This window comes from Neobacillus cucumis, from assembly GCF_002860255.1.
Lineage (GTDB): Bacteria > Bacillota > Bacilli > Bacillales > Cytobacillaceae > Neobacillus > Neobacillus cucumis_A.
Map to the genome: position 1 here is coordinate 1 of NZ_PGVE01000048.1, position 26254 is coordinate 26254.

Consider the following 26254-nt stretch of genomic DNA (forward strand, 5'->3'; position numbering starts at 1 on the left):
CGTCAAATGAGACTTTGTATCACACTTAAACCGAATCAAATACTGCTTTTCCTCGATATTCTTCGTTGACATTATTTCACCGCCTTCCAGGCACGAAGGGGAAAATAACGTTGATATCCCTATTCATCGAAGTTTAATTCAAGAATGGTCACAAAATCGGTCACATATTTTTTAAATTATCACCATTTCATCAAGCTTGTCTGCTACATGTTGTTGCATACTTGGTAATACGTGAGAGTAAATGTCTAAGGTTACACCAATTCGTGAATGCCCTAAACGTTCTTGAATAATCTTTGGGTTAATGTCCTGTTCTATTAGCATGGTTGCATGGGTGTGCCTTAAATCATGGAATCTTAATAATGGTAATCCGATTTTTTCTGTATCTTTCTTAAAAGTCTTCAATAAGTTAGAAGGTTGTATTACTGATCCTTTTTTTGTACATACAACTAGATCATTATCTATATACTTGTGACCAAGCAACTGTTTATCGTTTTCAACTTTTTCTTTTGCTTTTAAAAGTTGAACACAAACATTTTCTGAAATACTAATTGTTCTGGTTCCAGCTACTGTTTTAGTACCACTTTTCAATTCTTTTCCATCATGGGTTAATATTTGTTTAACAAATATCAACTTTTTATCAAAATCAATATCCTTCCATCTTAGTCCTAATATTTCCCCTTGTCTCATCCCTGTGGTAATTGCCAATAAATACGCAGTAAAAAACTGATCAGAATTTCTAATGATTTTGACCTCACTTAGAAATTTATTAACCTGTTGTAGATTCCAAACTTGCATTTCTTTTCTTCGTATCTTGGGCAACTCAACATGCATGCATGGATTTTCGTTTATTATCTTTAATTTTACTGCTTTCCTTAGTGAAACTTTTAGAACGTCAAATATTTTATGAATCGTTCCTGCTGCTAAATTTTTTGATTTGAATAAATCATTTGCAAAGTTCTGGAGGATAATAGGTGACAACTCACCCAATTTCTTACTTCCTAAGAAGGATGCTATATAACACTTATAAAAAGCAACTTGGTTATTTAGAGTAGTTCTTTCGATTAGATTTCTCCTTTCGATAAACCAACCTTCCATATACTCGCCAAAGCTTATATCTGGATCTATTTTTGAAATATTTCCTTCCTTATTAAACTCTGAAAGAAATTTTGCTAAACCAAGTTCAGCATCTTGTTTTGATTCAAATCCCCTTCTTTTCTTTTGTATCCTTTTACCAGTAGTATCTTTGCCTACGTCCACTACAAAATAATATTTCCCTGTCTTGTTATCCTTCTTGATACTACCTTTCACCGTTGGAGCCTCCTGTGACTCCTAACTGTCTGTATGAATCTATTTTACCACAATTTAAAATACTGCTAGAAGTATTCCAATTAACGCTATTCCAAACAACGTAGTTTTAACTTCATCCGGAATTAGCTTTTCTTTAACTACAAACGTTCCATATGATCCCTTAACTTTTACTAATTTAATTGACCTTGGCTTTTCCTCAGTATATGAAACGAACCTCCCTTTCTTATCACGTGGTAAATGAACTTTTTCAACCTCTCCCATTAACTTTGTTTGATTTAATTTTTCTTTTTTAATTTTAGGCATAAAAGGCACCTCCACAGTGGATTTTTATATAAGCTTGTCTATTGATGCTAATATCCCTTATCCCCTTTGATTGTAAATTTTATACCATTAAACTATAAAAATATTTTTAATAAGAATTAAGTTGATAATAGATTCATATTTAATATGAAATAAGTTGATAATGATCGTTCTTTTTAATACATTAACGCTTTAAAAAGTTGAAACAATTTTCAGACAATGATAATATTTACTTATGTTTAAATTCTTCGGAGTTTAGACCTCCTAATTAATTTGCTTAGCCTATACCACTAAGCACCTTTTACCTTTGATCATTTTGGTCAAGGGTCTTTTTTGCATAAAAAAATGAGCGACCTAAAATTGGTCACTCATAAAACACTTATTTTCTTTCAATTAATTTTCTTCATGTCCAACATCCTTACTGATTAAGATATCTCCCAGCCCTTATTAATGTATTTTTCCTTTAACTTATATAAATCGTTGTTAGTTGAATCCAGGAGGCTTAGAAAAACATCTACAATTTCTGGATCAAATTGAGTCCCTTTATTTTTTCTAATCTCATTAAGTGTATAATCTAAATCCAGTTCATTTCTATAAACACGTTTGGAAGTCAAGGCATCAAAGGTATCAGCTAAAGCAATAATCCGAGCAGCAAGAGGTATTTGATTTCCCTTCAGTCCTGATGGATACCCTTTCCCATCATATCTTTCATGATGATATAAAATAATATCCAAAATCCCATTATCTTTAAAGCTGGATACATGTTTAAGCATTTTAAAACCCATTGTTGTGTGAGACTTTATATATTCATACTCCTTATTGGTTAATCTTTCAGGTTTTTTTAATATTTGTTCCGGGATACCAATTTTTCCAATGTCGTGTAAAAGTCCACCTACATGAATACTATTACATTCGGATTGAGATAAATTCATCTCTTTAGCAATTGCAACTGCATATCTTGCTACATTTTCGGAATGGTGATTTGTATAGGGATCTCTAGAATCTAGAGCATTGGAAAGGGAATTAACTAATTCTAAATTATCTTTTTTAACCTTTTGAAGATTCTTCATTAATCCAACTGAGATATAGGTTATTAAATAGTAAGTGAATAAATATATTAGAAACGTTCCTATATTAGCAGATGCATCTGGAATAAGATAAAACCTACACAATACGATTATTGTGGTAAAAGTAATTAAAAAATAATTCGATTTGTTAAAGAAGCCAATACCTAAAAATATTGTTGAAAAAATATATAATATATAAAAATTACTATCATGAATAATATATCTGTTAAGTATAATACTGGATATCAATAGGATGAAAAAAGCGTAGCGAAAATAATAAGGATTCATTAACAATTTAGAAATAATACTGACCATAATTCCTCCAATTGTAATTGATTTTAAATAATTAGCTTATGCGTATATGTTTGGGAATCGACTTAAAAAATATAAAGGAATTTTTCTATACCTAAAATAACTACAATATCTGTTCGTTTATTTTAAGGAATGAAGTATCAGCTTTATCAATGGTAGAATATTCTATGGAAGTATAAGGGGATTCTCTTTTTGTATTATAAGTTTAGTTAATAATTATTAAGGTTTTCACTATACCGATGTTATAAATAGTAAAATAACATAAAATTTGTAAATAAAGAATATTTCTATAAAAAGTAAAACATTTAAAATTATTGAGAAATATCTCATTTGATTAATTTTTATAAATAATCTGTTTTTAAACTTTTTCCTCATATAAAAAAGAGTGAACTAAATAGCCCCTCCCAATAATATATGTTAATAATGTGAAGTTATTTACTAACAATTAAGCTTAAAATTGCTACAAGTAAAGCTATTAACGATATTAAGTTAGAATACTTTGATAACCGAACACTCGGATCATCTTTTTGTAAACGGTTCTTTATTTTTACATCATCTATTTTATTTTTATATTTTGAACAGAACTATCAAATTTAAACTGTTCTGTAATATTTAGATTTGTATCACCAAATAAATCTTTAGAGTGATTAACATAAGTATTTTCAGCTTTATTTTTTAAGAAAGGAACATAATATGTAACAAATATCCCCTCGATTTCATCCAATTGCTTCTCTGGAATATTAAACTTCAAATAATCTTGAAATTCATCAATTAAGCTTAGTTTATCTTTACACGAATTTATTGTGTTATCTATAATGGTATTGGCAATGCCGTTTAATGTCATACCTGATCTCAGGATGCCCTTACTACTAGCTTCCTCCATTACCCTTCTAATCTCTTGAAAAATAGATACATCTAGTACATTTAATTCGTTATCCAATTTTTTCATAAAGTATTCCTTAATATCTTTTTTAGTTTGTTCTTGCATAATTTACCTTCTTTTTACTTTTTTTAATTATTTTACCATAAATAAAAATCTAAAAAGAAAAAAGAGTGCTGAATAGCCACTCTTAACTAACAGTTACCCTTGTTGATTGATTAATATACTTTCGATATTTCCAAATTAGATTAGTTATTTCACCTTCACTTATAGGTATCTCATATATATCACACAATAACTCACTGATTCTATGAATGGTAAAATACCCTTCAGTATATTGCATTAAAGTAATAGTTACTTCAGGAAGATTAATTACAAAGTAAAATTTTTTACCATCCCATTTAGCATGTAAGCAAAAACCATAGATAAATTCTTTGACATCGGCTTTGCGTTTAATCATACTGCATTACCTACTTGTTTTAGAATGTCTAAGATAAGTGGAGATACCTGAATAAGAACATAACCTAATCCAGCTTTCATTATTGTATCAAAGCCCTTTTCTGCCCTGTCAAACATAAAGAAGAAACAAGAGCCTACAATAATTACAGATGCTACAGGAAAGGCTAGAGCAACCATAATATCAACTAATGGATCAAGTACATGTGTCAATAAATCTAGACTCTGTTGACTCATCCACTCTTTTGCTCCTACTTCAACTGCAATTGGTGCACTTGCAACAACTGCATTTGTTCCTGTTGTAGCCGCAAAAGCCTTCATTGCAAATCCAAGCGTTCCTACTGCTCCACAAGTTGCGAGGGGAAGGATAGCTGCACTTGCTAATTTAGTTGTATTTTTTATGACATTTTGTCTTCTTTGTTTTTCTTTCACTTTATAATTACCAGACATAAATTCATTGAAACTGATTCTCTTTGAAGTTCTCATTAGAATCACTCCTTATTTGATGTCGTTAATTGTGTACACTCCATAAAGTAATCCTTTACATAACTCAGCAAGTTTCTTTTTCCTTAATTCTGTTGTTGTAACCCATATTAATGGTGGAACATGACCTAATTTATTTTCCATTGATTTATTTTTGTATAAGCCCTTATATTTTTCGATTTTATTTCTGTTTTCCTTCATGGTTTGCTGATAATCAACTTCAAGAATGTGATATTTCCCCTTTGCTTTAAACCAAGCATCACAAATCACTTTATATTCACCATCACTCAATTCCATTTCATTTTTCCATTCAGAAGGAAAACCTGCATAAATGTAGAATTGATTTCTCATAATTACATGTTGAACAAAGTTAGTTTTCTTTCTTATTTTTTCAGAAGCAACATACTCTCTGCCTTCTTTGTTAAGATAAAATATTGTGGAATAATCTTCACGGTATTTTTCTAAATAGGAGGACAATTGTTGAAGGATACGGTTAGTATTGCGGATTGTGCCTAATCGATGAATTTTATTTAGTTGGTCACGATCAAGATAATCTAGTCGTTTTAATGACAAAAGTATCTGCTCCTGCCTTTTGTTTAGAGGTTTCAATGTTTACCCCCTCCTTTTTTTCTATGATGAAAGGTTTAATCCATTCGTCAATGTCTTTATTTTCAATTAGTGGAGTTTGAACAATAACATTCCTGTCAGTTTGATAGATTGCTCTCCCTAAAATTAAGGGTAAGTTCTCTGCTCCACTATCATCTAAAACTGCTCTGCTTGCTGTGTTTGTCTGCAACATGAAACATACTCTCGAATCACAGTTTTGACGAACTTGTGAAGGTAAGGTTTCATTAGTTGGATATTGGGTTGCATAGATCAAACGAAACCCTGCTCCCCTTCCACGTCTAGCAATGTCTTTTACAATTTCTAAGGCTTCTGATTCAAAAGATAAATCTGCTGCTTCATCAATAATACAGAAAAATCTTTCCTTGATACCTGCTTCCTTTACGTCCTCATAGCCATTTTCTAAGAGATAGTCAATCATCTTAACCAATTTATCTCTTACACTTTTCAATGCGGTCAGTGCTTCGCTAGGAGTCTTTGCAACAGTATCCACCTGATCTAAATTTTTAAAACGATTAAATGCAAGACCACCTTTTAAATCAATTAAAGTTAGTTTTACATCCTTTTGTTTACGAATAACTAGACTAGTTATTATATTTTTTAATAAAACCGATTTACCATATCCCGGACTTCCTGCAATAATCATGTTGTACACTTTATCAAAGTCATGTTTAATTAATTCTGTCCTTGTGATGCCAATAGGAACTTCCCAACCGTTACATTTTTCAAGTAAGTCTATCGTGTACTTAAAATCATTAGTCATTGCTGTATTGTAAACCTTGATTTTTAACACTCCGTCATATTCCATTTCAATTTCTTTGTTACCTGTAAGTTTTTTTGTCTGTATATCTTTAATATTAGAAATTAACTCCTTATCAAACTTTAAATCTTTAAAATATTTTCTTATATCTTTAAACTGAATCTTAATTGACCGGACGTTAACTGCTGCTTGAATTTCTTCTTTCTTATTTAAATAATTATGAAAGCTTCTACCTAAAGGGATACGATAACGATACTCAATCCCCCAATCATGGTTCTTTTTCCTTATTAACTGTGTTGTTAAAGTTTGGTTACCATCTTTTACATTTAGACCACTAAGAGCGAATACCTTATTAATCTTTTTTGAATCGTTCCCTACCCCAAGTTTCGCTTGATAAGCTTTTAATGAAATTGCTCCAAAAATTGTTGTTGTCACCACTTCAAAAATCATAGTTGAAACCTCCTTCGTATTAACGCCACCTCTGGATACTTACAAGGTAAGTAGTTACACCAATATAGAAGAGTAAGAAGACTGTCAAAAGTATTGAAAATTCTACTTTTGGAATATTCCTTGGAAGTATGTTGGGGTGGAAATTCATTTGGTATATTAAAAGGTATGGGGCATGGATTGTCCATTATTCCACTTTGTTGCCTTAAGTAAAAATATTTTCTCTAAGTTTAAAAACGGGATTTTTAGACAAGACTTATAACAAAACTTGTCTAGGAGTGGAATATCATGTTTAGTTTTTTTGGTCTAGGTAAAACAAGGAGCAAATTCGGAAAATGGGTAGATAGAGAAGGATTAACTCAAAGTGAAATAGCTGAGAATTCAAAAGTGGGAAGGACAACAATTTCAAATATTTGCAGTGATCCTGATTATAGCCCTAGAATAGAAACATGGACTAAAATCCAACGTGCATTAAAGAATATGGGATATAATGTAAATAGGGATGATTTCTTTAATTCTTAATAAATATTATTGTCACTAAAAAGAAGGATTCAATTATGGGGGAATATTAATGATAAATAGATTTAGTAACCAGCAATTTCTTGAAATAGTTAATGATGAAAATAAATTAGATATAGGATCTTTTAAGATATTGCTTGAGCAATTTTATGGAGAGAGAAATGAACTTGATTTCAAGGAAAGTATGATTGAAGTTCACAAATTGGCAAAATTGATATTAGCAATGGCAAATTCCGGTGGGGGTACAATAGTTTTTGGAATAACAGATGATACTAATGAAGCTGTCGGACTTAACGAAACAGACGTTGAAGATCCAACTGATTTAGAAAGGAAATTAAGAAATATTATTCCTGATCAGTTACAATTTGATTCTCAAATTATTAGATACCCACAACATGAAGTATATTTAAATTTAAGCGGTAAATTATTTTTTATCATTTATGTTCTAAATGAAGAAAGATATATTCCATTTCTCTCTAAAAGACCAACAACTGGTATTGAAACAAATCGAATTTATATTCGAAGAAACGCTTCGATTGAGGAAGCAAATAATTATGAAATCGAACAAATGATCATCAAAAGAGTACATAGTGTATACTCAGACCTTTCATCACTAGATCTTCAAGAACACCTGCAACAATTAAAAATACTATATACGAATATTAGTGAATATGAAATGAAGTCACCATTTGAAAATATAAATAAACTTGGAATTTATAACAAAGTAATAAATAGATCATACCCTACAGAATCCTTTAATTTGTATATTTCAAGATGTATAGAAAAGAAGAAAAGAAAAATCGAAGAGATCTTAGAAATATTAGAATAATAACAAATGTACTATGGTTATCAAAATATAAATCAATTGGTTAAGAATTGTAGAAACAAGAAAAATTAATTATACTTAATAATAATTTACCTTTTAAAATGTTCATAAATTTGTCACAATTCAAATAAACTTCATTTGGTAAAATAGTACCATCGTTGTAAAAAAAAGGGGTACTAGAATTGAGCAGTGAAGAGTTATGTAAAACAATTGAAGTAATCAGAATGAAATTGATCGAAGTTGGTATGTCACAGGGTTTAACTGCTTCTGATACTATAAAACTAAGTGAAATATTAGATAAGTTGATAAACATTAAAATGGGTGTATAAAAATAAGTTCCTCTCTATTAAGAAAGGGCTTTTTTTATTTCACAAATATGACACAAGGTATTTGTCATTTTCTGTCTAAATAACAAAGTATCCAATAATTAGGAAGTGATTAGATGAAAGTAGGAGAAAAGCAAACATTTGTGTATTTACCTTGGTTAGACAAATTCATTGAAGCTGCTGATACAATCGAGGAAACTGTCAGAAGGATAAATGAAGAGGAAGTAAAAAGAGAACTGGAAGATAAAAAGATGTTAAGAAGACTTAAAAGAGAAAATCCCGGTAAACACATTATGAAAGCTGGAGATGGATATAAAAAATGTTGCGAGTAAAATAAGAAGTAATTGTCCAGAGCGTTTGTTGATTGAACCACATTTTAAAAGGCAAAGGGACTTTCAAAATAATCAAAATGTCGATAATATAAGTTCAACTCATTTAGCAACCATGCTTAACATATTAGGAGGTAACCAGCTATCCAATCGGACTTTTGAAGAGGCATTAGAATCATTAAAACAAAATATAGGACTACATTATAATAAATAACATGGCAGGAAAAAGAAAAAAAATTAGAACCCCTCTCAACTGAGAAGGGCTTTTGTTGTGAAGGGAAAACGGTAACTCATGGTAAATATATCTTTTCTTATAGAACAGAAATTATTCATATTAATTGTTTAATTATCAATTCAGAAAAATGAACAAGTTTTATTTCTTTATAAGATGCTCCTTCTTCAGTTATTTCACAATATCCTGATGAATATTGATGAAGCATAATATAATCTTTACCCTCAAATATTACAGGGATTTTAGTCATAGTTATCACATCCAATAGTTTTATATTATCATAATGTAACCGTATGCATTTGTCTGTGTCTAGCTGATGACATATTTTTTGAAACTTTGCCATACTTTTCTCGTATTAATAATAAAATTCAAATGGACTAGATAAAAAGAAAAATAGGGGGAAATTACAATGAGTGAAATTACAGTAAATGTAAATCAAAATTATGTAGCACAAACAGAAAGTAAGTCTTATTTTGATGGTGGATTATTACAGTATATCGGTTGGTCTATTTTAGGTTTTTTAGTTACGGTCTGTACCTTTGGAATTTGTTATCCTTGGTCAATCACAATGATTTTAGGATGGAAAACTAGACATACTGTGATTAATGGAAGAAGATTACAGTTCACAGGTTCAGCAATCGGATTATTTGGGAATTGGATTAAATGGTGGTTATTAACGATTATTACTTTAGGAATCTATAGTTTTTGGTTATTTATTGCTATGGAGAAATGGAAAACTAAACATACTGTGTTTGCAGATTAATGGGGAATTTAAAATGACCATAAATAAAATTAGAAAGATTTTATATCAACTGCTAAAATTTTTAGGAATATTAACGCAGTAAAGAAAGGAAAAGTAGGTCAGAGATTAGAAAGAAGAATAGTCGGTAAGACTACAGGAAAATTTATAGGAAAACTGTTTAAATAAAGCCCTCCATTTGGAAGGCTTTTTTACATTTTAACGCCCATAATATTGACTCCTCTTTCAATAGAGCCGAATATATAATCTGAAACTCTTTCCATTTCCCTTTTATCTAACTTATTTGGAACATTAAAAGTAATGTTGTTATGTAATGTTAATTGTTGATTAGATGTATTATTTGATACAGAATCAGAGCCAAATCTTGATATTATCCTGTCAAATACTGCATCTGCGAATGGAGCCATATAAGCAGGATTATCTAGAGGAATAATCGCTTCCTTACCAGCCTCACCAACCCCGTAGAGCATTGTTCTATCCGCAATACCACCAGTTGCCCACCATGAAACATCAAAATCAGGATAGGGAATACCCAATGAAGTTTTCTTCATTGAAACTGATACATGAGGAAGTTTTAAATCAGGTAAAGACCAATCAAAATCAAAAGCATTCTTGATTTTTTCAACTATCCCTAAAACTGTTTCTTTTGCTGTTTGGACTGGGTTTGTAATAGCATCTTTAACTTTTCCAAAAATAGTTGAAGCCTTATTCCAAATGCTGTCAAAAATATCAGATACAGTTGAAACCATAGAATCAAATTTACCCTTAACTGAATCATAAATAGAACCAACTGTATTACTGAAAAATGTTTTAATTCCATTCCAAATGGTTGAAATCGTATTACTTATTACAGTGGATACTGAATTAATAACCCCCTTAATAGCATTTATACCAGTATTAACAATCCCTTGGATAGCATCCCAAACACCTCCAAATATTTGCTTAATACCACTCCATGCTCTCTCCCAATCACCTGTAACAATTCCTAATACGGTATTAATAACACCGCGAATAACCTCTAAAACACCTGAAATAGTCTGTGAGATACCTTCCCAAGCAGTTTTAGCAAAATTCATAATATCATCACCGTATTTCTGCCAAATTACTTGGATAGCTCCCATGATATCAGTAATAATACCTTTAATAGTTCCTAGAATAGTTGAAATAGTATCCCTTATTTTTCCAAACGATGAGCCAGAAGAAGTTTCAGTTTCTTGGAAAGCTGCAACAATTGATTTTACTACACTAACAAAACCAGTAATAAAACCACCAATTGCACTAAATACAGTGGACATAGTGTCTTGTATCTGTGGTAAATGAGCAGTAAACCAATTTGCAAATTCAGAAAGTAATGGAAGTACATTCTTTTGCATAGGTTCAAGCAAACCAGTCAATAGGTTTCTTTTTATCCCCTGAAAAGCTTCTCCAAGGGAATTATATTTTACTTCATTAATTTTACCTAGAGCATCTTTAGCTAATGAAGCATTATCGCCAATTTGAGAAAAGGCTCTAATACCTTCAATTCCTAAGTCCTCAAACTGAGTACCGAATAGAGCAACTCCTGCTGCGTTCTGTGCTACAGGGTCTTTCATATTCAATAATGAAGATACAACCTTATTAAAAGCTGATTGTGCTGTATCACCACCAGCCGCAAATTGTTTCGTCATTTGCTCTGCATTAAGTCCTAATGCTTGAAATCCTTGTGCAGATGTTTTTGATCCATCTTTTGCAAGAATGTTAAATTCCTTCATTGCATCCCCGACTTTATCAACAGAAAACGCTCCACTTTTTGCCCCATCTATAAGCGCATTAGTGAACTGCTCGGCATCGAAACCTAGTTGTTGAAACTGCACCCCGTACTCATTTAGACTATCTAAGAAGTCTCCATTCTTATCTGCACCATTTTGAATACCTTGTGCCATAAGATTAAAAGCTTCTTCAGAAGTTAACCCAAATTGATTCATTAAACCGTTAGCAGTTCTAGTTGTCTCTTCAATGTCTTTTCCAAATGTATCACGAAGCATTATAGCATTTTGTGTAGTTTTTTCTAAGACTTCACCTGTTAAACCAGTGTTCTGTTTAACCAATGCCATAGATTCAGCGATATCAGAAAAACTCTCACCAAAATTATTATTGTATATATTTTTAAGGCTCTCTTCCATCCCTGACATCTCTTCGTCAGTTGCACCTGTTGAAGCTTGCAAACCGTTTAAAGCTTTGTTTAAATCGTCTGCCATCTTTACACCTGCAACCGCTGCTCCTGCTAATGCAAGTCCTAAACCAGCTACCGCACCAGTTGCAATTGTTCCGATATTTCCAGCCCACCCTTTTGTTTTATTCTCGTTATTAGTCATTTGTTGCTCTGCATTTTGCATACTTGTTTCAAATTGTGAAGTATTCAAAACGATTTCTGCACCATATGATCCTAAATCAAAAGCACCTTCACTCATTATTTTTCACCTGCCTTTTTAAAACCACTTAAATTACTCAACTTACCAAAATCAGGAGTAGTTACTTTTAATCGTTCTACTTTGGCTAAATAATCTCGCCCTTCTTCCGTTTGTTTCAAATCCATAATTTGATTTTCTCTTAAAAGAGATAAATAAACAGTATAAGGGAGTCCCATTATCTCTTTGAAACTCATTTTAGTTTTTCTTTGTAAATAAGCTATATTGGGCATTATTCTACTTTCTTCAATAGCCTGATTTCCCTTCTCATTACCTACTATGGGGAGAGAAGGGAAAGTTAGTTTGGGTTTGAACTGATTTTGTTCATTCTTTCCCTATAATGCTTCATAATTGCAATCTTTTGGGTATGATGTAATTTTCTAACCCACTGTTCATCAATATCATTTAACTGAGAGAAAAGAATAAAAATAATTTTGTCGTGTAATTTTAGTTGCTCTTCCTCTTTTTTTGTTTTCTTCATTTGTTGCTCTAAGTGATAAATGTTAAGGATATCTTCAGTTGAATAAGAAGTTGACATTTTATAAATTTCTCCACCAATTTTAAATTCAATTGGTTCATTAACTAATAAATCTAAATCAATAATTTCTGACATTCTTTTTCACTCCTTTTAATTTTGGACAATCAAAAAAGGAAGGTTTTACCCTTCCCTAAATCATTAGATTTCTTCAACGATTTCAACTAAGTTCCCATCGTTTTTACCTACTACAGCAAGGGCTTTGAATTCTGCATCAATTACAGTTTCCTTTTCTTTATCAAAAGTTAATTCGAAACCTGATTGAGCCTGTGCTTTAAAAACATTCACTGTTAATGTCTTACCATCAGGCTTTGTATGTACAAATCGAAGGTAGTTAATAGGAATGTTCTTCATTCCACCTACACCTACTCGTCTTGTTCCATTTGTTGTATCTTCTGAATAATAAGCCGCACTTAACTTCTCAATATTTTGCAAATCCCAAGTTAAAATACCTGATTTAAAAGTAACTTCTTCATCAGTTTTAAAACTTGCAATAGTCCCACGATTACCTGATTTAACCTCATAAAATGAAGGCTTAAATGTTAGTGCTGCACCTCCACTAATTGCCCCTACATTTGATAAAGCTACACTAATTTCTGTTTCCGTTGCAGTTGGGGAAACGACACCAATAAATAAATCTCCACTACCTAAAAGGTAAGTATCTTCTGCTACCGCCATTTATAAACACCCTCTCTAATTAGCTTTAATATTAAAAGTTAACGTTTGTTCGAAAACTTCGTAATCAGGATAAAAAACAATTCCACTACCACCTGCATGCTTTGAAGAATAAATGATTGTTTCATTGATTTTTACACCTGTTTTTTTCTTATGAAATAAAAAAAGAAGCCTATTTGAAATAGACTCCAACAATAAAACATCTTTAGTTGTTACACGGATATCACAACGATATTGAGTAGTTCCCTCACTTGCAAGAAATGGAGAAACCTCATATACAATGTTAGGATGATCTTCATTATTGAAAGCTTCATAGGAGTTAATACGCTTGTTTTTATCGGTGTATCCAACTAAACTTAATAATTTTTGGTCGGACAATATATACTTAAGAACTGTTTTAATCATTTACACCCATGCCCCCTTTGATTCTGTCTTGAATTTCTCCTACATTCTCTTCAATTGCTGGACGTATAAACGGTTGTTTAGGTGTTCCTGGGTGGTTAACCTCATCCACCGTAACCCATTTTCCATCAATCCTTATTTTCAAAGGTTTTCCATCCTTACGTTTAATTGAGTGAGGATTACTCCCTTCCTCAACTGAAGGGGCATACTCTAAATTAGTTCCTACTTTCGCACGATTAATATTATCATCATGTTGTGTAACATGTGTAATCCTTCTTCTAAGATCGCCAGTTTTTACTGGAGCACGTTGCTTTGCTTCTGCTTCTACAAAAATAGCAATATCCTCTAATGTTTGCTGTCTTTTTCGTTTCATATCTTCAATGGCATCCTGAAAACGACTCATTATTTCACCTTCTTAATGAGGACTTCTTAATGATTGTCATATGCAGTAAACTCAGTTACTTCAAAATCTAGTCCATTGTATTCAATGATTGATTTGATCCTAATTTTGTCATTAGGAAGACAGAAAACACGATTAGAAACTTCTACCATTACACCATATCTTTGTTCAGCCATCTTTGAAGAATACGGTTCAACTTCAGCAAGAAAAGGTGTTTTTGTTGGAATATCTTCATAAATAGGACGGTCAAATTCGTCCATACCTGAAGGAGTATCACTTTGTACAGTTTCAATGATATAAATAGTTTTACTTAATCTCATAGAAATTTCACCTTTGCATGTCGGTTTAATCGATTCATGATATTAGGTGGATATTCCGTTAAAAAAGACTGACTTAAACTTCCTTTACCTTCAGATTGAACATTTTCAATACCCCTTTGTCTATATTGAAAAGCAACCATTTGACTAACGACTGTATATAAAGTTGTAGGAACTTCTGAAACATTGCAATAATCATATATAAAATCAATAGCATTCTGAAAATAATATTCAAAAAGAGTATCATTATTTGAATCTAATTGCATATCTAAAATTAATTTTGCTTTTTCAATAATATCCCACTGTTCTAAGTCTTCCAACATTATTCACCCACTTTTTCAGGTGACTGCTTATCCTTTTTAGACCTTTTAGTTTCATTTGGCTTTACTTCTTCATAATTATTATGATTCTTTAACCGTTTAATATGGTCAGGATCAACTACTTCCCACACTAAACCGGAATCTAAATTCTTAAAAAACATTAATGTCACCTCACTATAAAAAACGAGTAGAGAAATTCCCTACTCGTCTATTAAATTATTAGATTAAGCAATAGTAGCTGTTAATACTGCTAATGCTTCAGGACGAAGAACTTCAGCACCATAAACCATAAGTCCACGAACACCATCTGCAAAGTCACCTTCAAGGCGCATTGCTTCAGTTTCGTCAATTTGTTTTCCGTAACCGACTGCACTCTTATGCAAAGCAAGTACTTTATATTTTCCAGATACATTTGCAACTTCTTCAGATACAACTACTTGCATACCATTAATTACTTGACCTTCTACAACACCATTTTCAAGAACTACCGGTTGGTTAGTGAAACGAGCGTCTTTAGAAAGTAATCCCAAAAATGCTGCATTAATAATTACATAACGTCCAGCTTTTGGAACTTTCTTTTGAGATAATTTAGTACCTAAGTCAACAACATAGTCATAAGCATTTGTCTTATCAATTGCTTTAGGAGCTGCATCTGTACCAATAACGTTTTCAACATGAGCACCAGCATATAAACCAAATACAAAACGGTCAACAGTCTCTTGTAATGTAGCTGCTGCTTCAGCAGTATGTGAATCAACTAATTCGCCTGCCGCCTGAGCCTTATCTACGTCCTTCACTTTGAACGCAAAGTATTTCTTTTGATCCATATCTAGTTCAGTGGAAGCAGTTGTTAAGTCATCAAAAGATACTGAACCTGCATAATCTTTAACTGCTACTGCACCGACACGATTGAAAATAATCTTGTTACCTTTAATTTCTGTTGGAGGAGTTGTAATTACATCTGCGATAGATGCCTTATGAAAATTTGTTAATAGTTTAGCTTCCCATACTTGAGGAATGAATGTTGTTACTGCCATTATTTATCACCTTTACCTTTTCTAATTTTAGTTTTTTTAGTTTTTCAATGCTTCATTTACTATTTTTGGATCTAACTTTTGAATTTCTTCAGCAGTCATCCCCTTTAATTGTTCTCTTGTAATTGTTGGTGGTGTAGTACCTTGAGCAGGATTAATCCCACCGCTTTTTAATTGTTCTTGTACTCTCTCATTGATGTGAGTATCAAACACTTCTTGCAATGTTTTTAAGTTTGCAATTGTGCTTTCTTCATCATTACCAACAAAATAATCAACAATTTTCAAAGGCAATTTATTTTCAGAAGCAACATCCTTCGCCTTTGCCTTTAAATCTTTTAGAAGTAATTCTCTTTTAAGGTCTTCAAGTTGTTTTTCCAAAGGATTAGTTGGAGGATTCTGTTTTTTAACTTCCTCATCCACTAACTTTTTAAGGTTATTACTCTTCCAAGTTTCCAGCCCTTTTGTAAAATACGAGTCTAGCCTAGGTTGAAGTAATTTCTTCCCATCTTCGGAATCGAGAAATGTTTGAACCCCATCAGGTGTTACTTGTGATAATCCCTGTAAGTAGCTTTTTACATCCTCATTATCTTTCTGTTCCTCAAAAAACTTTTTAATTTCTTCTAAATTCATGTTCTATACCTCCGTAACCCTCTATGTGCGAGCCATAAAGTGTTGTATTTTTGTTCCAGTTGTTCTTTATTCCGTCTTCAACAAGAAAAAAGACAATATAAAAAGCCACTTATAAAGTGACTTAATTATTTAATACCTTTAGATTTTGACCAGTCTTTATAATTCTTGTACTTAATGATTTTCTTAGTTTCATTGTCTTTTCTTACCTTAGGTTGATAATTCTTAACTGCCGGAATCCAACATGAACGACAATTTGGATGAGCTGGAATCTTCGGCCGAGTATCATCATCTATTTTCCATCGTTTACCGTCATGACTACGACAGATTTCAGAAGTTTTATTATCAAGTGTCGCAGTGTAGATTAATTCTTGTACTACTCCACTTTCTTGATATATCTTTTCTTGTGCAGAAGAGATAACCCTTGCACTTTCTGTCCTCATTAGTCTTTGCGAATTGTAAACAGATGTATTAAATTGTTTCCTGATCCTTCGAGCCATCTTATCTACACTATCACCTTGAATAATGCCTTGAGTTAACTCGGTTCTAAGAGCCTTAACTAAAGCATCATTTTTGCCCCATATTCTTTCAGAAAATGGAACTCCTGACCAGTTGAAAGCAACTACTTCTTTTACGAATTCAGGCTTTAATAAGGCGAAATCAATAACTGCTTGAGTGATTGTATCCAATGTGAAAGCTGTTTGATAATACGTTTGTTTATAGACTTCTGTAAGAATAGTATTAAAATGTTTAGTTTCAATACCACCAAGATTTTTAATTTCCTCTTTTATCTGCTGTTCAATTGATACAAGTCGATTGTACTTATTCAAATCGGCCAATGTTAACTTTCCATCAACTGCATATTGCATAAATATTTTAGCGATAAGTATTTGAATGTTATCCAATGAACCTTTATAAGCTTGTATGATTTCTTTGTGCTGCTCATCAGTTAAATTAAACATGCTATCAACTAAATTTAGAAAATCATCTTCAAACTTAGCCATTTAAACCACTCATTAAATCAGTATTTATGCCTGTACTATCCTGTTCTTCTTTTAATTTCTTAATGGAAACTGCTGGATTTGAAATTCTAGGCAACCAAGATAATAATTCCTCTTGAGGAACAATGCCTTGTAGCTCACGAACCATTGTAACAATCGAAGCTTCATCAACAGGTACATTTCGAGTAAAGGCAATATTAATATCTTTAAAGTCATACTCTTTATTCTCGGCAATCTTCAAAAACTCACAGAAGAAACTTAAACGATCCTTTAAAACTCGTTCAAAAATAGATTCTGCAATTGCTGATTGGTTTTCTAATTCCTGTAATTTCAAACGGATAGCAACTCCTGAAGTATTACTTTGGAATGACTCGTTTAGATTTACTTGATTTGATTGGATATAAATTTCATCCTTAAGATTGTCTAATAAATCTTTGAAGAACTGACTGTTTGGATTTTTAGTTAACCATTCCGCTTTTGCCTTTTCATTTGGAAGAATTATAATTCCATTTTCTTTCATTTTCTGAGCCGTTTCTTGATCTAATTCACAATTACTTAATACTAAATAAGCATTTCTAAAGTCCATCATTTCCTGCACAGAAACCGAATGGAGTGCATTATACATATCAATAATCTTGATAATATCCGCATATGTACTTTTCTCATTATCATTATTCTTTAATTTACGAACTGGACAACGTGAAAAACGATGTGGTTTTCGTTCAAGTAATGCTAATTGACCTGAATTAGAATATCTTGTGTAGTTGATATTATCCCAAACCTCGACATATTCAGTGTCATCAAATTGTAGTTTATATTTTCTTACTGCTAAACTTACTTTTGAATCCACAGAACTATCATGTAGAACTGCCATTTCTAAAGGACTAAAATGTGTACACTGGAAATCCCCATTTGTATTAATAAAAGAAACTTCATAAGCAAATCCATGAATAGCACTCTTTAATTTAAGATTTATATTATGTTCCTTTTCCCAAGGACTAAAATAATAATCAATTAAATTAAGAAACTCTTTATTATCACCTTTTGAAGTGTAATTCACTGGTTTACCTAATATGTATCCTACTTGGTTTTGTACCATCTTATGTGCATAGTTAAAATACGCTCTCATATCTGATTTAGTTGGATCAGATTTTCCCTTTTCAAAAAGAATGTCATGTTTACCATCGTAATAGTGCTTTAATTTGGTATGATGTGGTTTATGTAAGTCAATATTTTCGATTAGCTTTAATATGATTTCATCTTGATTCACTTTTTCACCTTCCTAACTAAAAAAGCCATTCTTTAGGAATGGATTTAATGTCTCTTGGTATATTTAATTCATCAATTAAACGGTCAAATTCTGCTGTAATATCGGGAGCGTCATCATGAAGAGTAAACTTTTCACCCTCATAAGCAAGAATCTGGTCTATAAAATCTTTATCCTCTTCAGCAAATATAATAAAGCCGGAATCAATCTTTCCTGAAATTGCTCTAATCTTTGCTTCTTTATTCTTGGTTTGTCTTTCATTGACGATAGATATTCTACGACTCTTTAAATTAATATCTTTTTGAATACTTTTTTCAATCTCACGTTTATCTGCTCCATTGAAAGTATTTTTTTCAATCCAAATCGTATTAATATCTTCATATTCCTCAAGTAATTCAATTACTTTGTCTATATAATCGTCAAAGGCTAACCGCTTAATTAAACCTTTACGAACCCATCTAAAATTATTAGTACTTTTAGAGCCGACTAATAAGGCTGTATAGTCATTATTAGCTTTTGTTTCTACAGCTGGATCACAACAAAGGATTGTATTTGTGAATGTTTCCTTTTCAATCTCTTCTCTAGGCATAGAAGTAATTTGATGAAAGGCTTTTTCACCAATCTTTGAAGCGTCATTCTGCATTTCCTGTTTGAACGCTTGAGGATTAGAATAATAATCTAATGCCAAGTCCAAACAATCATACTTGTCTTCCCACAAAACAGGATATTTCATTTCTTCCTCATGGTTACAGTAAAATTCTCTTCCATGTTCCTGGGCTAACTCAACTTTAGGATTGAAATAGATTTTTTTAAACTCTTCCCAAAATCCAGTATTAAATAATTGGTCTACATCATCCACTAAGATAGCTTTCTCCAATATATGTATATACGAATGATCCTTTAATAATCGAGAAATAAAACAATCCCTATGCAATATTGTACCGAGCACTATAAACTTTGTAGCCATTTTTACTTTTTTACCATTACGGATTACCGCTTTATCACCAGCATAAACAGAGTCTTGTTGCCATGTATCATACTTCTTATCCCTTGCTTCTTGTGTGATTACATCACTCTTTGATTGATAGTCATCTGCAATGATTAAGGATGGTCTATTTCCATTAAATTTTTTACCACGCATTGAGGATGTGGAAGAAATAGCTTGAATTTTAGATATATTGGATAATTCCAATTCCAACTTATTGACCGTATATTTCCGAGTATCTATCAATTCCCCAAAGGTATGTTTAATGTATGGATTTTCTTCAAATGCTCTCCTAGTTTCCCGAATAAATTCAATGGAATCTTGCTCTGTTTTACCTGCAACAAGAGTGTAAATGGATAATTTATAACAGTGTGCCCATACGGATAAAGCAAAATCACATACTGTTGTCTTTGCTGCTCCCCTTGGCATGACTAACTCTAACTTATCAAATGAATCTGAAATAAACATTTTCTCTAGGTTATTCCATATCTCATAATGGATAGGAGCCAGTTTCCTTGCCTGATTATCCGGTTTAGGTGTAAAGGTATCCTGAAGGAAATAGACACAAAAAAACTCAATGGAGCGTTTGCCGAGTGAATAAGCAAGACCATTGAATTCGAATAGATTATCTTTATGTTTTAACATTAATTCCTTTGCCTTATTTGATCCGTAAAACTTAGACAAGTATTTAAAGAGAAGCTGACGATTCTCTTTTGTATTAATTACGTCAATTTGTTTCGTTGCTATTCTGTTCACCTCCGTGAAGAAAATTTATTAATGAATAATGGACAAAATAAAAAGTCCAAATATGGAATTAAATTTAAATGATTTTTTCTACATATTCTTTTAGTGCTTTTATAACAAGTTCTTCATCATCTTGACCTGTTTGTTCAATTAGTTTCTTTAATTTTCCGTATAAATCATCATCGATATTTAATTCTAAATACCATTTTTTCATTAGATACCTCCAAAGTCCTAAGAGGAATAATCAAAATTAAAAATCAATTATTTCTTGAATAGACATCAACTTTTCTGATCTATTTTGAATTTCAAGATTACTGCTTACATCATTTATCCATCTTTCTATGGCATCACATATATCTAAACAAAAGATATCAACTTGTAATTGCAGTAAATTATTTAATTGATTACAGTGTATAAGAAAACCGTTTTTAGGTGGAACGACAAATGTGAATTCAGAAAGAACTTTCCGTATCCATTGATCTTCAATATTTACTTCTCTTGATGAAGGTATGCGCACCTTAGAGCATAAGCATCTTCACCATTTAAAAATATATGTGTTCCCCATTTGTTAATTCGAGTATATTTATCAAGAAGATAATCATTAAACCAATGGATAAATCTTTTTGAAGAGCTTTTGTCGGGAAACTCCAGCCTACCACATATATCTGGTAAGGTTAAAGATAATGTTAAAGCTGCATACCAATTTTCATCATTCAAAGATTGCTTAACTGAAAGTATAAATCTAGATATTTTTTCTTCGAGTATATTTTCACGTATTTATAATCCCTCCTGACTATAATTTTGCCAAAAGGAGTTAAAATACCTGTTTTAAGGGAGTTTACATGAATTTTACGTTTTATTAATACCTAGTACAAACTTAAAGTGTAAAGTATTCGTTGAAGGTTAAATTACTACGAAAGACCTCTTAATCCAGCTATCTGCTGGATCTTTTTTTGTCCTCTTTTCCAAACTTAATAAAATCATGATGGATAAAAGTTTTACTTAATATTTACTTTTACTTAATATTCATTAAATAAATCTTGTTTAAAATAAGAATTGTTACCCAATGTATGGTGCATCCCTTATTTTATCCAGCTATTCGCTGGATTTTTTTTGATTCCGAACTTGTAGAAATATTTTAAAAAATATTTTTCTTTAAAAAATGGGTAAAAATTTTGTTGAATTTCTCTTCAATTTTTGCTAAATTATTTTAGTAATCTTTGTGTGAGGAGAAAGAAAAATAATGGAAAACGCTCCAAATGAATTCTTAATTGACTCTTATTTACAAGCTTGCAAACTCAACTTAGATCATTCATTTCAAAAGTTATTGCTGGATGAAATAATAAAAAGAGACATATATGAACTTTTATTAGAGACTAGTTTTTAAAACTTAGTCTTTTTATTTGATCACTCAATGTCCAAACTCTTATTTTTTATTTAAATAATTTTCTATGTTACCCCTACCCTTTAATATATTTTTAAAAACAGAAGGTGGGGGTATGAAGTTTTTATTGAATAAAAATAAAATCGTTTGTATTAATATTTATTTATAATAATTGTAAATATATTTAATTAAAATTTCGATTTTAATGTGTAAAAAGGTACTTTATTACGTAAAATAATATTTTTATGAACCAATAATTAATTACAAACATTGTCATACCAACGTTATCAATTAGACCATTGCTTTATCCATCGTTTCGCAATTCATTTTCAATATTCCCCACAATCTAATTGATAATAGATTGATAATAAATGTTGTGATCAATTATAAAATATACAATACTTTATTCACCGTCATTGTCCTGTTCGAACTCTACAAACTCAGCTTCCAGTACATCCTCACTCACTGTCTTAGTATTGTCTATTTCAGTTGTAAGCTTGATATTATTGGATGGCTTACCAAGTATTCTATTGATAAACTCAAGGTTTGCATTAAGCTTTACCATCTCATTATTAGCGTTATCGCCTAATTGCTGCACATTATTAACAGCTTTGATCAGGTTATTATAATAAAGTCTCATGGCAAAATTTTCAGTATCCTGTTTAATCCTGTCCACTTCTGCCTTAAACTCAGGATTCTTTTCCCATGTCCATAGAGTAGTCCTACTTATACCCACATTGGATGCTATCTCTTGTTTATCAAGGTTTCCAATAGCTAACAATAACTGAGCATCCTTTTGTTTAATACTCCATTCTTTATCCTCCATATTAGTTTTCACCCCTAACTTCTGAACATTAATTCATTCTAAAATCGAACATAAAAGAGGGGTAACACCCCAACATTGTATTTTTGTTGTCTTATAAACAGTTCTAATTAAACAATATAAAAAACACCTAGGACTTTTAACTAGGTGTTCTGAGAATTACTATTTTGTTTTTTCATTTTCATTCACCATAGTGTCATATGCTTCACTTAATAAATCTAATCTCTTATCAGCCATTTTTAATTCCTCCTTTAATAAATAAACAAATTAAAAAGCACTCATTAACGAGTGCTCAAAGCTATCTTTTTGTATTTAATAAAAAACCATCTATAAAATGAATACGTAATAATCAATGACACTAACATACTGCTCCAACTTAAAAACCAATTCCAATGGAGGTATTCTATATTATCGGTAAATTTTTCAACGATTACTTCACCAATAATTAAAACTGTTGGATAAAAAATTATGTAGAATATCTTCTTAATTAATGTTCCATTCCTTGGAAAGTAAAGGTTAAATACCACACTGATAATAGGAAAAATAATATATTCAAATGTGAAACATGTACGAAAAGCATAACTAAAAAAGCGAACTGGATAAGAAATTAATTTTAATTCCACTGTGATTCCACTAAGAAGCCAATTTAATGATTGCATGAATAATAAACTTATAGCTGCTTCCCTAATTTTACTTTTTGGAACACTGAATAAAAGAAGTCCTAACGCAATAATACTTGAAGATAATTCAATTATTTGTTCTTTTGGCAATTACTTAACACCCCCTATTTGTCTAGTTACTTATTTCGACAAATAGTTGAATATTCCTTCAAATTGGAATAAATTACTTATTGACATTTATTTACTTTTATGAACAAATAAGTTCTAACTTCTTCATTCACTTTTTCCAATTCATCCTTAGCAATCTTATATTCATCGGATAATTTCTTATATTTTTCTTCATCCTTACGATTAAGCAGTAATGAAAATTCCATACTGATAACCTTATCAAAATATGTATTAACAAACTCGTTATAATTTCTTACTGTATGTACATGATTACAAACAGGACAAACATAATTCCAATGGAACACTGGTTTGTCCTTATACATTCCGATAAATTGCTTATTGAATTCCTTAACTCTGAATTGTGCGGGGCAGTTATCACACTGAGTAAGACGAATAGGCATGATACTAACCTAAATAAAGAATGTAATTGTCATTGCAATAATTGAAGCTAATACAATGGACAAATATCTATTTTTATCATCATTCGTCACTAATATTTCATTAGATAACAAAGCCATCCCATATAGCACCATCATTAATACTAAAATAATTTGGAAGGTAATAAGCATTATTTACCCTCCGTTAATTTATCTAGCTTTTCATTAATACTTTTCAATACAGATAAAATTTCCTCTTTCCACTGTTTATCCTCATGCTGCTTTTGTTGAATTGCGGAAATACTATCATGTAAACTCTGATTAAACATTTTAACCTCTCCTATCCATTAATTAATGATTTTTGAGCAGGATTTATTTAAATTCACAAACAAAAAAACACTCTAAAACGAGTGCCTTAATCTTGCATTAATTTTCTAAACAATAATTTATTAACATTCTCCTGTTGGGTAAAAACATCTTCAATAAGTTCATTCAATTCTTCCGCATCATATTCAAAATTCGAATATTGATTATCAAAATTTTGAATTACTTTTCGTACAGCTATTTCATATCTTGCCATAGCCGCTTCAACATCTTTTATATCATCACGGACTAATGGAGAGATTTTTTTATAATACTCTAAAGTATTTACCAAATAGTTACGATGCTGCACTACATCAATGTTCGAAGTGACCTTACCGAAGACACTATTATCATTAGAATAATGTCTATCCGAATATTTTCTAAGTTTTTTATCAAATTGATATTTTGTTCTTAAATCTTGCAATGTTAATTTATTGTCAGACATAATCTTCACTCCATATCAAATATTAGTCGCTTTACCAATATTCGACAGATGGAGTAAATTTCCCTATCATAAAAATTAATTTCTCTGAAAATAGACCAAATCTTCATCTTTTATTTCAATTAATTTCGAAAGAGTCTTAAACAATATAGATGTGTAACCTTTTGCACCCAATCCAGCAAAAGTTAATACATCTACAAAACATCCTGTCCTACTTAATCTGATAAGAAATAATTTTAATTCTTCTTCTGAAATTCTTAAGTCATTAGTAATTTGGGATGAAAACTCTTGCCAATGAATTAATTCTTTCAAATCTGAATCGTTGGTTCTATCTTCCATTACTTTTAAAGTATTCAGTAAATAAATTTCTCTGTAAGTTAACTCATCCAGTATTTTTAAGTAATCATCATATTCTTCGACATTATTAATAAAGTCAGAAAGTATCCCGTTATTAAGTAACCTTGCAAAAAATCTTATTTTTTCCCTTTGCTTTGTGTAAAGAGCTGCTTTATAAGTAGCAAAGTATGAATGTAAAAAGTCTTCATTTTTTATTACTTCCGGTGTAATTTCAATATTACCTAATCCTAATTCATCATAAAAAGTCTTTGCACGATCAACTAATATATTATTATAGGAGGTTGTTAAAATACTATCAACTAAACCACCATAAGGTACAATTTGAATTAGTCCTCTAATCAACGTATTTCTTTCATATTTTTCTAGCAGGTTCTCCTTAATCGTATTCTTAATAATACTATCCGGTAAAGATAAGTCATTCCCCAAGCTTATCACTCCATTTTTTGGAATATAAGTGAATTATAACATAATTATCTGAAGGAGCTGAGCAGGATTCGAACCTGTAAACTATTCGGGATAAAAGGAGAGTTAAAAACCGAATATGCTCTAACCAATTGAGCTACAGCCCCAAAATAAAAAAAGCCACTTATTTAAGTCGCTTGTGTCAATCATAAATTTCAATTTTCCAATTATACAAAGCATGGTACAACTTCTCTGGTATTACATTTTTATACTCATTTGCAATATGTTTAATTACATTTTCTTTAAAATTTTTATATACCTCAAATGCTTCTTCAGGTGAACTATAATGACCTAAAGGAACCACTTTCCCTTTTCCATCGGCTGATTGTGTCTGGTAGCTCCGAGTCACCTTATTAAATGTCACCCCAATAGGCAATGATCCTCTTGCACTATTGCAAGTAACAATCAATGTATTTAGTTTATCGGGAACAAAACAACATTTATCTGGACTGTATACCTTATTCCCTTTGAACAATATATCCTTGTCTAAGTTCATTTTCTCCCCATCAACTTCATAGTAATTCTCATCAAAACATTCACCAAAGTTTTGAAAACTATGCCAATCCTGACAAACTGTTACATCCTTGTATGAGGGATTTCTTTTGTGATATTTCGCATTGTATGCACGATTTAGCATACTACTCCATACTTTATAAACCTTTGTAACCTCTCCATTCTCAGTAACATTATATTTACCCTGTCCAATATAACCTACTTCACAAATGGTTTTATCGTAAAAGTCTCTAACACTGCCAATTTTAAAATTGCCATATGTACACTTTACTAAACTATTAGTATCAATAAACCTAACAACAATATCAGATGCGTTATTGTACTTTACTATTTCCATTATTGATAAAAAATATTCTCATTCA

39 protein-coding genes and 1 tRNA gene are annotated in these 26254 nt (G+C 31.2%); 7 read left to right on the forward strand and 33 right to left on the reverse strand.

Features of this window, described 5'->3' with window-relative positions; translation table 11 throughout:
• Positions 1–171 precede the first annotated feature (171 nt).
• From CVD27_RS12645 to CVD27_RS12680, 8 genes are all read right to left on the reverse strand, one after another.
• Complete coding sequence (locus CVD27_RS12645; RefSeq protein WP_101648269.1) at positions 172–1308, reverse strand: site-specific integrase; 1137 nt, start codon at positions 1306–1308, stop codon at positions 172–174.
• A 54-nt stretch (positions 1309–1362) separates the two neighbouring features.
• Positions 1363–1611, reverse strand: coding sequence for a hypothetical protein (locus CVD27_RS12650; RefSeq protein ID WP_101648270.1), 249 nt, complete (start codon positions 1609–1611; stop codon positions 1363–1365).
• Positions 1612–2033: 422 nt separating this feature from the next.
• A complete protein-coding gene (locus tag CVD27_RS12655; RefSeq protein ID WP_101648271.1) occupies positions 2034–2990 on the reverse strand; it encodes an HD-GYP domain-containing protein in 957 nt (318 codons plus the stop codon).
• A 553-nt stretch (positions 2991–3543) separates the two neighbouring features.
• Complete coding sequence (locus tag CVD27_RS12660) at positions 3544–3975, reverse strand: hypothetical protein (protein ID WP_101648272.1); 432 nt, start codon at positions 3973–3975, stop codon at positions 3544–3546.
• 82 nt (positions 3976–4057) lie between these two features.
• A complete protein-coding gene (locus tag CVD27_RS12665; RefSeq protein ID WP_101648273.1) occupies positions 4058–4327 on the reverse strand; it encodes a hypothetical protein in 270 nt (89 codons plus the stop codon).
• Entirely contained in the window at positions 4324–4809 is a 486-nt protein-coding gene (locus tag CVD27_RS12670) for a hypothetical protein (protein ID WP_101648274.1), read from the reverse strand. Before CVD27_RS12670 ends, CVD27_RS12665 begins: the two co-directional genes overlap by 4 nt.
• Before the next feature lie 12 nt (positions 4810–4821).
• Positions 4822–5379: a replication-relaxation family protein gene (locus tag CVD27_RS12675; protein ID WP_257984352.1), complete on the reverse strand. Its 558-nt coding sequence runs from the start codon at positions 5377–5379 to the stop codon at positions 4822–4824.
• Positions 5351–6640: an FtsK/SpoIIIE domain-containing protein gene (locus tag CVD27_RS12680; RefSeq protein WP_101648276.1), complete on the reverse strand. Its 1290-nt coding sequence runs from the start codon at positions 6638–6640 to the stop codon at positions 5351–5353. The genes CVD27_RS12675 and CVD27_RS12680 overlap by 29 nt, the downstream gene beginning before the upstream one ends.
• Positions 6641–6925: 285 nt before the next feature.
• On the opposite strand from CVD27_RS12680, the gene CVD27_RS12685 reads away from it, so the two are divergent.
• The 5 genes from CVD27_RS12685 to CVD27_RS28075 all read left to right on the forward strand — a co-directional run bounded on the left by CVD27_RS12685 (position 6926) and on the right by CVD27_RS28075 (position 8851).
• Positions 6926–7159: a helix-turn-helix transcriptional regulator gene (locus CVD27_RS12685; RefSeq protein WP_101648277.1), complete on the forward strand. Its 234-nt coding sequence runs from the start codon at positions 6926–6928 to the stop codon at positions 7157–7159.
• Between the two features lie 49 nt (positions 7160–7208).
• A complete protein-coding gene (locus tag CVD27_RS12690) occupies positions 7209–7985 on the forward strand; it encodes an AlbA family DNA-binding domain-containing protein (protein ID WP_101648278.1) in 777 nt (258 codons plus the stop codon).
• Positions 7986–8164: 179 nt separating this feature from the next.
• Positions 8165–8311 carry an aspartyl-phosphate phosphatase Spo0E family protein gene (locus tag CVD27_RS12695; RefSeq protein ID WP_101648279.1) on the forward strand — a complete coding sequence of 49 codons (147 nt, stop codon included), beginning with the start codon at positions 8165–8167 and terminating at the stop codon, positions 8309–8311.
• Positions 8312–8424: 113 nt separating this feature from the next.
• Positions 8425–8640, forward strand: coding sequence for a hypothetical protein (locus tag CVD27_RS12700; protein ID WP_101648280.1), 216 nt, complete (start codon positions 8425–8427; stop codon positions 8638–8640).
• Positions 8615–8851 carry a hypothetical protein gene (locus CVD27_RS28075; protein ID WP_180960259.1) on the forward strand — a complete coding sequence of 79 codons (237 nt, stop codon included), beginning with the start codon at positions 8615–8617 and terminating at the stop codon, positions 8849–8851. Before CVD27_RS12700 ends, CVD27_RS28075 begins: the two co-directional genes overlap by 26 nt.
• 115 nt (positions 8852–8966) lie before the next feature.
• Here CVD27_RS28075 and CVD27_RS28080 read toward each other — a convergent pair whose 3' ends face one another.
• Positions 8967–9212 carry a hypothetical protein gene (locus CVD27_RS28080; protein ID WP_180960260.1) on the reverse strand — a complete coding sequence of 82 codons (246 nt, stop codon included), beginning with the start codon at positions 9210–9212 and terminating at the stop codon, positions 8967–8969.
• Positions 9213–9278: 66 nt separating this feature from the next.
• On the opposite strand from CVD27_RS28080, the gene CVD27_RS12705 reads away from it, so the two are divergent.
• Positions 9279–9632 (forward strand): DUF898 family protein, encoded by a 354-nt coding sequence (locus CVD27_RS12705; protein ID WP_101648281.1) that lies wholly within the window; start codon positions 9279–9281, stop codon positions 9630–9632.
• 188 nt (positions 9633–9820) lie between these two features.
• On the opposite strand, the gene CVD27_RS12710 is transcribed toward CVD27_RS12705, so the two are convergent.
• From CVD27_RS12710 to CVD27_RS28095, 16 genes are all read right to left on the reverse strand, one after another.
• Complete coding sequence (locus CVD27_RS12710; RefSeq protein WP_101648282.1) at positions 9821–12079, reverse strand: phage tail tape measure protein; 2259 nt, start codon at positions 12077–12079, stop codon at positions 9821–9823.
• On the reverse strand, positions 12079–12309 hold the full coding sequence (locus CVD27_RS12715; protein WP_101648283.1) for a hypothetical protein: 231 nt from the start codon (positions 12307–12309) through the stop codon (positions 12079–12081). The genes CVD27_RS12710 and CVD27_RS12715 overlap by 1 nt, the downstream gene beginning before the upstream one ends.
• 65 nt (positions 12310–12374) lie before the next feature.
• Positions 12375–12689 carry a hypothetical protein gene (locus tag CVD27_RS12720; RefSeq protein WP_101648284.1) on the reverse strand — a complete coding sequence of 105 codons (315 nt, stop codon included), beginning with the start codon at positions 12687–12689 and terminating at the stop codon, positions 12375–12377.
• 63 nt (positions 12690–12752) lie between these two features.
• Positions 12753–13289 carry a hypothetical protein gene (locus CVD27_RS12725; RefSeq protein ID WP_101648285.1) on the reverse strand — a complete coding sequence of 179 codons (537 nt, stop codon included), beginning with the start codon at positions 13287–13289 and terminating at the stop codon, positions 12753–12755.
• A gap of 15 nt (positions 13290–13304) precedes the next feature.
• On the reverse strand, positions 13305–13691 hold the full coding sequence (locus tag CVD27_RS29135) for a hypothetical protein (protein WP_101648286.1): 387 nt from the start codon (positions 13689–13691) through the stop codon (positions 13305–13307).
• Positions 13684–14091, reverse strand: coding sequence for an HK97-gp10 family putative phage morphogenesis protein (locus tag CVD27_RS12735; protein WP_101648287.1), 408 nt, complete (start codon positions 14089–14091; stop codon positions 13684–13686). Before CVD27_RS12735 ends, CVD27_RS29135 begins: the two co-directional genes overlap by 8 nt.
• 26 nt (positions 14092–14117) lie before the next feature.
• Positions 14118–14408 carry a hypothetical protein gene (locus CVD27_RS12740; RefSeq protein WP_101648288.1) on the reverse strand — a complete coding sequence of 97 codons (291 nt, stop codon included), beginning with the start codon at positions 14406–14408 and terminating at the stop codon, positions 14118–14120.
• Positions 14405–14728 (reverse strand): phage head-tail connector protein, encoded by a 324-nt coding sequence (locus CVD27_RS12745; RefSeq protein WP_101648289.1) that lies wholly within the window; start codon positions 14726–14728, stop codon positions 14405–14407. The genes CVD27_RS12740 and CVD27_RS12745 overlap by 4 nt, the downstream gene beginning before the upstream one ends.
• Positions 14728–14886 (reverse strand): hypothetical protein, encoded by a 159-nt coding sequence (locus CVD27_RS28085; protein ID WP_180960261.1) that lies wholly within the window; start codon positions 14884–14886, stop codon positions 14728–14730. The genes CVD27_RS12745 and CVD27_RS28085 overlap by 1 nt, the downstream gene beginning before the upstream one ends.
• Before the next feature lie 63 nt (positions 14887–14949).
• Positions 14950–15762, reverse strand: coding sequence for a P22 phage major capsid protein family protein (locus tag CVD27_RS12750; protein WP_101648290.1), 813 nt, complete (start codon positions 15760–15762; stop codon positions 14950–14952).
• A 36-nt stretch (positions 15763–15798) separates the two neighbouring features.
• Positions 15799–16389 carry a DUF4355 domain-containing protein gene (locus tag CVD27_RS12755; protein WP_101648291.1) on the reverse strand — a complete coding sequence of 197 codons (591 nt, stop codon included), beginning with the start codon at positions 16387–16389 and terminating at the stop codon, positions 15799–15801.
• A 125-nt stretch (positions 16390–16514) separates the two neighbouring features.
• Positions 16515–17390: a minor capsid protein gene (locus CVD27_RS12760; RefSeq protein ID WP_101648292.1), complete on the reverse strand. Its 876-nt coding sequence runs from the start codon at positions 17388–17390 to the stop codon at positions 16515–16517.
• On the reverse strand, positions 17383–18657 hold the full coding sequence (locus tag CVD27_RS12765; protein WP_101648293.1) for a phage portal protein: 1275 nt from the start codon (positions 18655–18657) through the stop codon (positions 17383–17385). The genes CVD27_RS12760 and CVD27_RS12765 overlap by 8 nt, the downstream gene beginning before the upstream one ends.
• 16 nt (positions 18658–18673) lie before the next feature.
• Entirely contained in the window at positions 18674–20284 is a 1611-nt protein-coding gene (locus tag CVD27_RS12770) for a hypothetical protein (RefSeq protein ID WP_219621307.1), read from the reverse strand.
• A gap of 175 nt (positions 20285–20459) precedes the next feature.
• Positions 20460–20597 carry a hypothetical protein gene (locus tag CVD27_RS28090; protein ID WP_180960262.1) on the reverse strand — a complete coding sequence of 46 codons (138 nt, stop codon included), beginning with the start codon at positions 20595–20597 and terminating at the stop codon, positions 20460–20462.
• 36 nt (positions 20598–20633) lie between these two features.
• Positions 20634–20900, reverse strand: a complete 267-nt coding sequence (locus CVD27_RS28095; protein WP_180960263.1) for a hypothetical protein — start codon at positions 20898–20900, stop codon at positions 20634–20636.
• Between the two features lie 726 nt (positions 20901–21626).
• Here CVD27_RS28095 and sda point away from each other — a divergent pair.
• Positions 21627–21770 carry a sporulation histidine kinase inhibitor Sda gene (gene sda / locus CVD27_RS12780; protein WP_101648295.1) on the forward strand — a complete coding sequence of 48 codons (144 nt, stop codon included), beginning with the start codon at positions 21627–21629 and terminating at the stop codon, positions 21768–21770.
• Between the two features lie 400 nt (positions 21771–22170).
• On the opposite strand, the gene CVD27_RS12785 is transcribed toward sda, so the two are convergent.
• The 8 genes from CVD27_RS12785 to CVD27_RS12815 all read right to left on the reverse strand — a co-directional run bounded on the left by CVD27_RS12785 (position 22171) and on the right by CVD27_RS12815 (position 26229).
• A complete protein-coding gene (locus CVD27_RS12785; protein ID WP_101648296.1) occupies positions 22171–22593 on the reverse strand; it encodes a phBC6A51 family helix-turn-helix protein in 423 nt (140 codons plus the stop codon).
• Between the two features lie 278 nt (positions 22594–22871).
• Entirely contained in the window at positions 22872–23360 is a 489-nt protein-coding gene (locus CVD27_RS12790; RefSeq protein ID WP_101648297.1) for a CBO0543 family protein, read from the reverse strand.
• A gap of 77 nt (positions 23361–23437) precedes the next feature.
• Positions 23438–23779 carry a hypothetical protein gene (locus CVD27_RS12795; RefSeq protein ID WP_101648298.1) on the reverse strand — a complete coding sequence of 114 codons (342 nt, stop codon included), beginning with the start codon at positions 23777–23779 and terminating at the stop codon, positions 23438–23440.
• A gap of 167 nt (positions 23780–23946) precedes the next feature.
• Entirely contained in the window at positions 23947–24084 is a 138-nt protein-coding gene (locus tag CVD27_RS28105; RefSeq protein WP_180960265.1) for a hypothetical protein, read from the reverse strand.
• An 86-nt stretch (positions 24085–24170) separates the two neighbouring features.
• Complete coding sequence (locus CVD27_RS12800; RefSeq protein WP_101648299.1) at positions 24171–24563, reverse strand: hypothetical protein; 393 nt, start codon at positions 24561–24563, stop codon at positions 24171–24173.
• Between the two features lie 75 nt (positions 24564–24638).
• A complete protein-coding gene (locus tag CVD27_RS12805) occupies positions 24639–25343 on the reverse strand; it encodes a hypothetical protein (RefSeq protein WP_101648300.1) in 705 nt (234 codons plus the stop codon).
• Between the two features lie 52 nt (positions 25344–25395).
• A tRNA-OTHER gene (locus CVD27_RS12810) sits at positions 25396–25486 on the reverse strand.
• A 35-nt stretch (positions 25487–25521) separates the two neighbouring features.
• Positions 25522–26229, reverse strand: coding sequence for an AP2 domain-containing protein (locus CVD27_RS12815; RefSeq protein ID WP_101648301.1), 708 nt, complete (start codon positions 26227–26229; stop codon positions 25522–25524).
• Positions 26230–26254: the final 25 nt, after the last annotated feature.

Excerpts from the sequence above, each read along its gene's own strand:
- CVD27_RS12650 (WP_101648270.1), bottom strand. The coding sequence starts at position 1,611 with ATGCCTAAAATTAAAAAAGAAAAATTAAATCAAACAAAGTTAATGGGA.
- CVD27_RS12655 (WP_101648271.1), bottom strand. The coding sequence starts at position 2,990 with ATGGTCAGTATTATTTCTAAATTGTTAATGAATCCTTATTATTTTCGC.
- CVD27_RS12660 (WP_101648272.1), bottom strand. The coding sequence starts at position 3,975 with ATGCAAGAACAAACTAAAAAAGATATTAAGGAATACTTTATGAAAAAA.
- CVD27_RS12665 (WP_101648273.1), bottom strand. The coding sequence starts at position 4,327 with ATGATTAAACGCAAAGCCGATGTCAAAGAATTTATCTATGGTTTTTGC.
- CVD27_RS12670 (WP_101648274.1), bottom strand. The coding sequence starts at position 4,809 with ATGAGAACTTCAAAGAGAATCAGTTTCAATGAATTTATGTCTGGTAAT.
- CVD27_RS12680 (WP_101648276.1), bottom strand. The coding sequence starts at position 6,640 with ATGATTTTTGAAGTGGTGACAACAACAATTTTTGGAGCAATTTCATTA.
- CVD27_RS12685 (WP_101648277.1), top strand. The coding sequence starts at position 6,926 with ATGTTTAGTTTTTTTGGTCTAGGTAAAACAAGGAGCAAATTCGGAAAA.
- CVD27_RS12690 (WP_101648278.1), top strand. The coding sequence starts at position 7,209 with ATGATAAATAGATTTAGTAACCAGCAATTTCTTGAAATAGTTAATGAT.
- CVD27_RS12700 (WP_101648280.1), top strand. The coding sequence starts at position 8,425 with ATGAAAGTAGGAGAAAAGCAAACATTTGTGTATTTACCTTGGTTAGAC.
- CVD27_RS28075 (WP_180960259.1), top strand. The coding sequence starts at position 8,615 with ATGGATATAAAAAATGTTGCGAGTAAAATAAGAAGTAATTGTCCAGAG.
- CVD27_RS28080 (WP_180960260.1), bottom strand. The coding sequence starts at position 9,212 with ATGGCAAAGTTTCAAAAAATATGTCATCAGCTAGACACAGACAAATGC.
- CVD27_RS12705 (WP_101648281.1), top strand. The coding sequence starts at position 9,279 with ATGAGTGAAATTACAGTAAATGTAAATCAAAATTATGTAGCACAAACA.
- CVD27_RS12710 (WP_101648282.1), bottom strand. The coding sequence starts at position 12,079 with ATGAGTGAAGGTGCTTTTGATTTAGGATCATATGGTGCAGAAATCGTT.
- CVD27_RS12715 (WP_101648283.1), bottom strand. The coding sequence starts at position 12,309 with ATGCCCAATATAGCTTATTTACAAAGAAAAACTAAAATGAGTTTCAAA.
- CVD27_RS12720 (WP_101648284.1), bottom strand. The coding sequence starts at position 12,689 with ATGTCAGAAATTATTGATTTAGATTTATTAGTTAATGAACCAATTGAA.
- CVD27_RS12725 (WP_101648285.1), bottom strand. The coding sequence starts at position 13,289 with ATGGCGGTAGCAGAAGATACTTACCTTTTAGGTAGTGGAGATTTATTT.
- CVD27_RS29135 (WP_101648286.1), bottom strand. The coding sequence starts at position 13,691 with ATGATTAAAACAGTTCTTAAGTATATATTGTCCGACCAAAAATTATTA.
- CVD27_RS12735 (WP_101648287.1), bottom strand. The coding sequence starts at position 14,091 with ATGAGTCGTTTTCAGGATGCCATTGAAGATATGAAACGAAAAAGACAG.
- CVD27_RS12740 (WP_101648288.1), bottom strand. The coding sequence starts at position 14,408 with ATGAGATTAAGTAAAACTATTTATATCATTGAAACTGTACAAAGTGAT.
- CVD27_RS12745 (WP_101648289.1), bottom strand. The coding sequence starts at position 14,728 with ATGTTGGAAGACTTAGAACAGTGGGATATTATTGAAAAAGCAAAATTA.
- CVD27_RS28085 (WP_180960261.1), bottom strand. The coding sequence starts at position 14,886 with ATGTTTTTTAAGAATTTAGATTCCGGTTTAGTGTGGGAAGTAGTTGAT.
- CVD27_RS12750 (WP_101648290.1), bottom strand. The coding sequence starts at position 15,762 with ATGGCAGTAACAACATTCATTCCTCAAGTATGGGAAGCTAAACTATTA.
- CVD27_RS12755 (WP_101648291.1), bottom strand. The coding sequence starts at position 16,389 with ATGAATTTAGAAGAAATTAAAAAGTTTTTTGAGGAACAGAAAGATAAT.
- CVD27_RS12760 (WP_101648292.1), bottom strand. The coding sequence starts at position 17,390 with ATGGCTAAGTTTGAAGATGATTTTCTAAATTTAGTTGATAGCATGTTT.
- CVD27_RS12770 (WP_219621307.1), bottom strand. The coding sequence starts at position 20,284 with ATGTTAAAACATAAAGATAATCTATTCGAATTCAATGGTCTTGCTTAT.
- CVD27_RS28090 (WP_180960262.1), bottom strand. The coding sequence starts at position 20,597 with ATGAAAAAATGGTATTTAGAATTAAATATCGATGATGATTTATACGGA.
- sda (WP_101648295.1), top strand. The coding sequence starts at position 21,627 with ATGGAAAACGCTCCAAATGAATTCTTAATTGACTCTTATTTACAAGCT.
- CVD27_RS12785 (WP_101648296.1), bottom strand. The coding sequence starts at position 22,593 with ATGGAGGATAAAGAATGGAGTATTAAACAAAAGGATGCTCAGTTATTG.
- CVD27_RS12795 (WP_101648298.1), bottom strand. The coding sequence starts at position 23,779 with ATGCCTATTCGTCTTACTCAGTGTGATAACTGCCCCGCACAATTCAGA.
- CVD27_RS28105 (WP_180960265.1), bottom strand. The coding sequence starts at position 24,084 with ATGTTTAATCAGAGTTTACATGATAGTATTTCCGCAATTCAACAAAAG.
- CVD27_RS12800 (WP_101648299.1), bottom strand. The coding sequence starts at position 24,563 with ATGTCTGACAATAAATTAACATTGCAAGATTTAAGAACAAAATATCAA.
- CVD27_RS12815 (WP_101648301.1), bottom strand. The coding sequence starts at position 26,229 with ATGGAAATAGTAAAGTACAATAACGCATCTGATATTGTTGTTAGGTTT.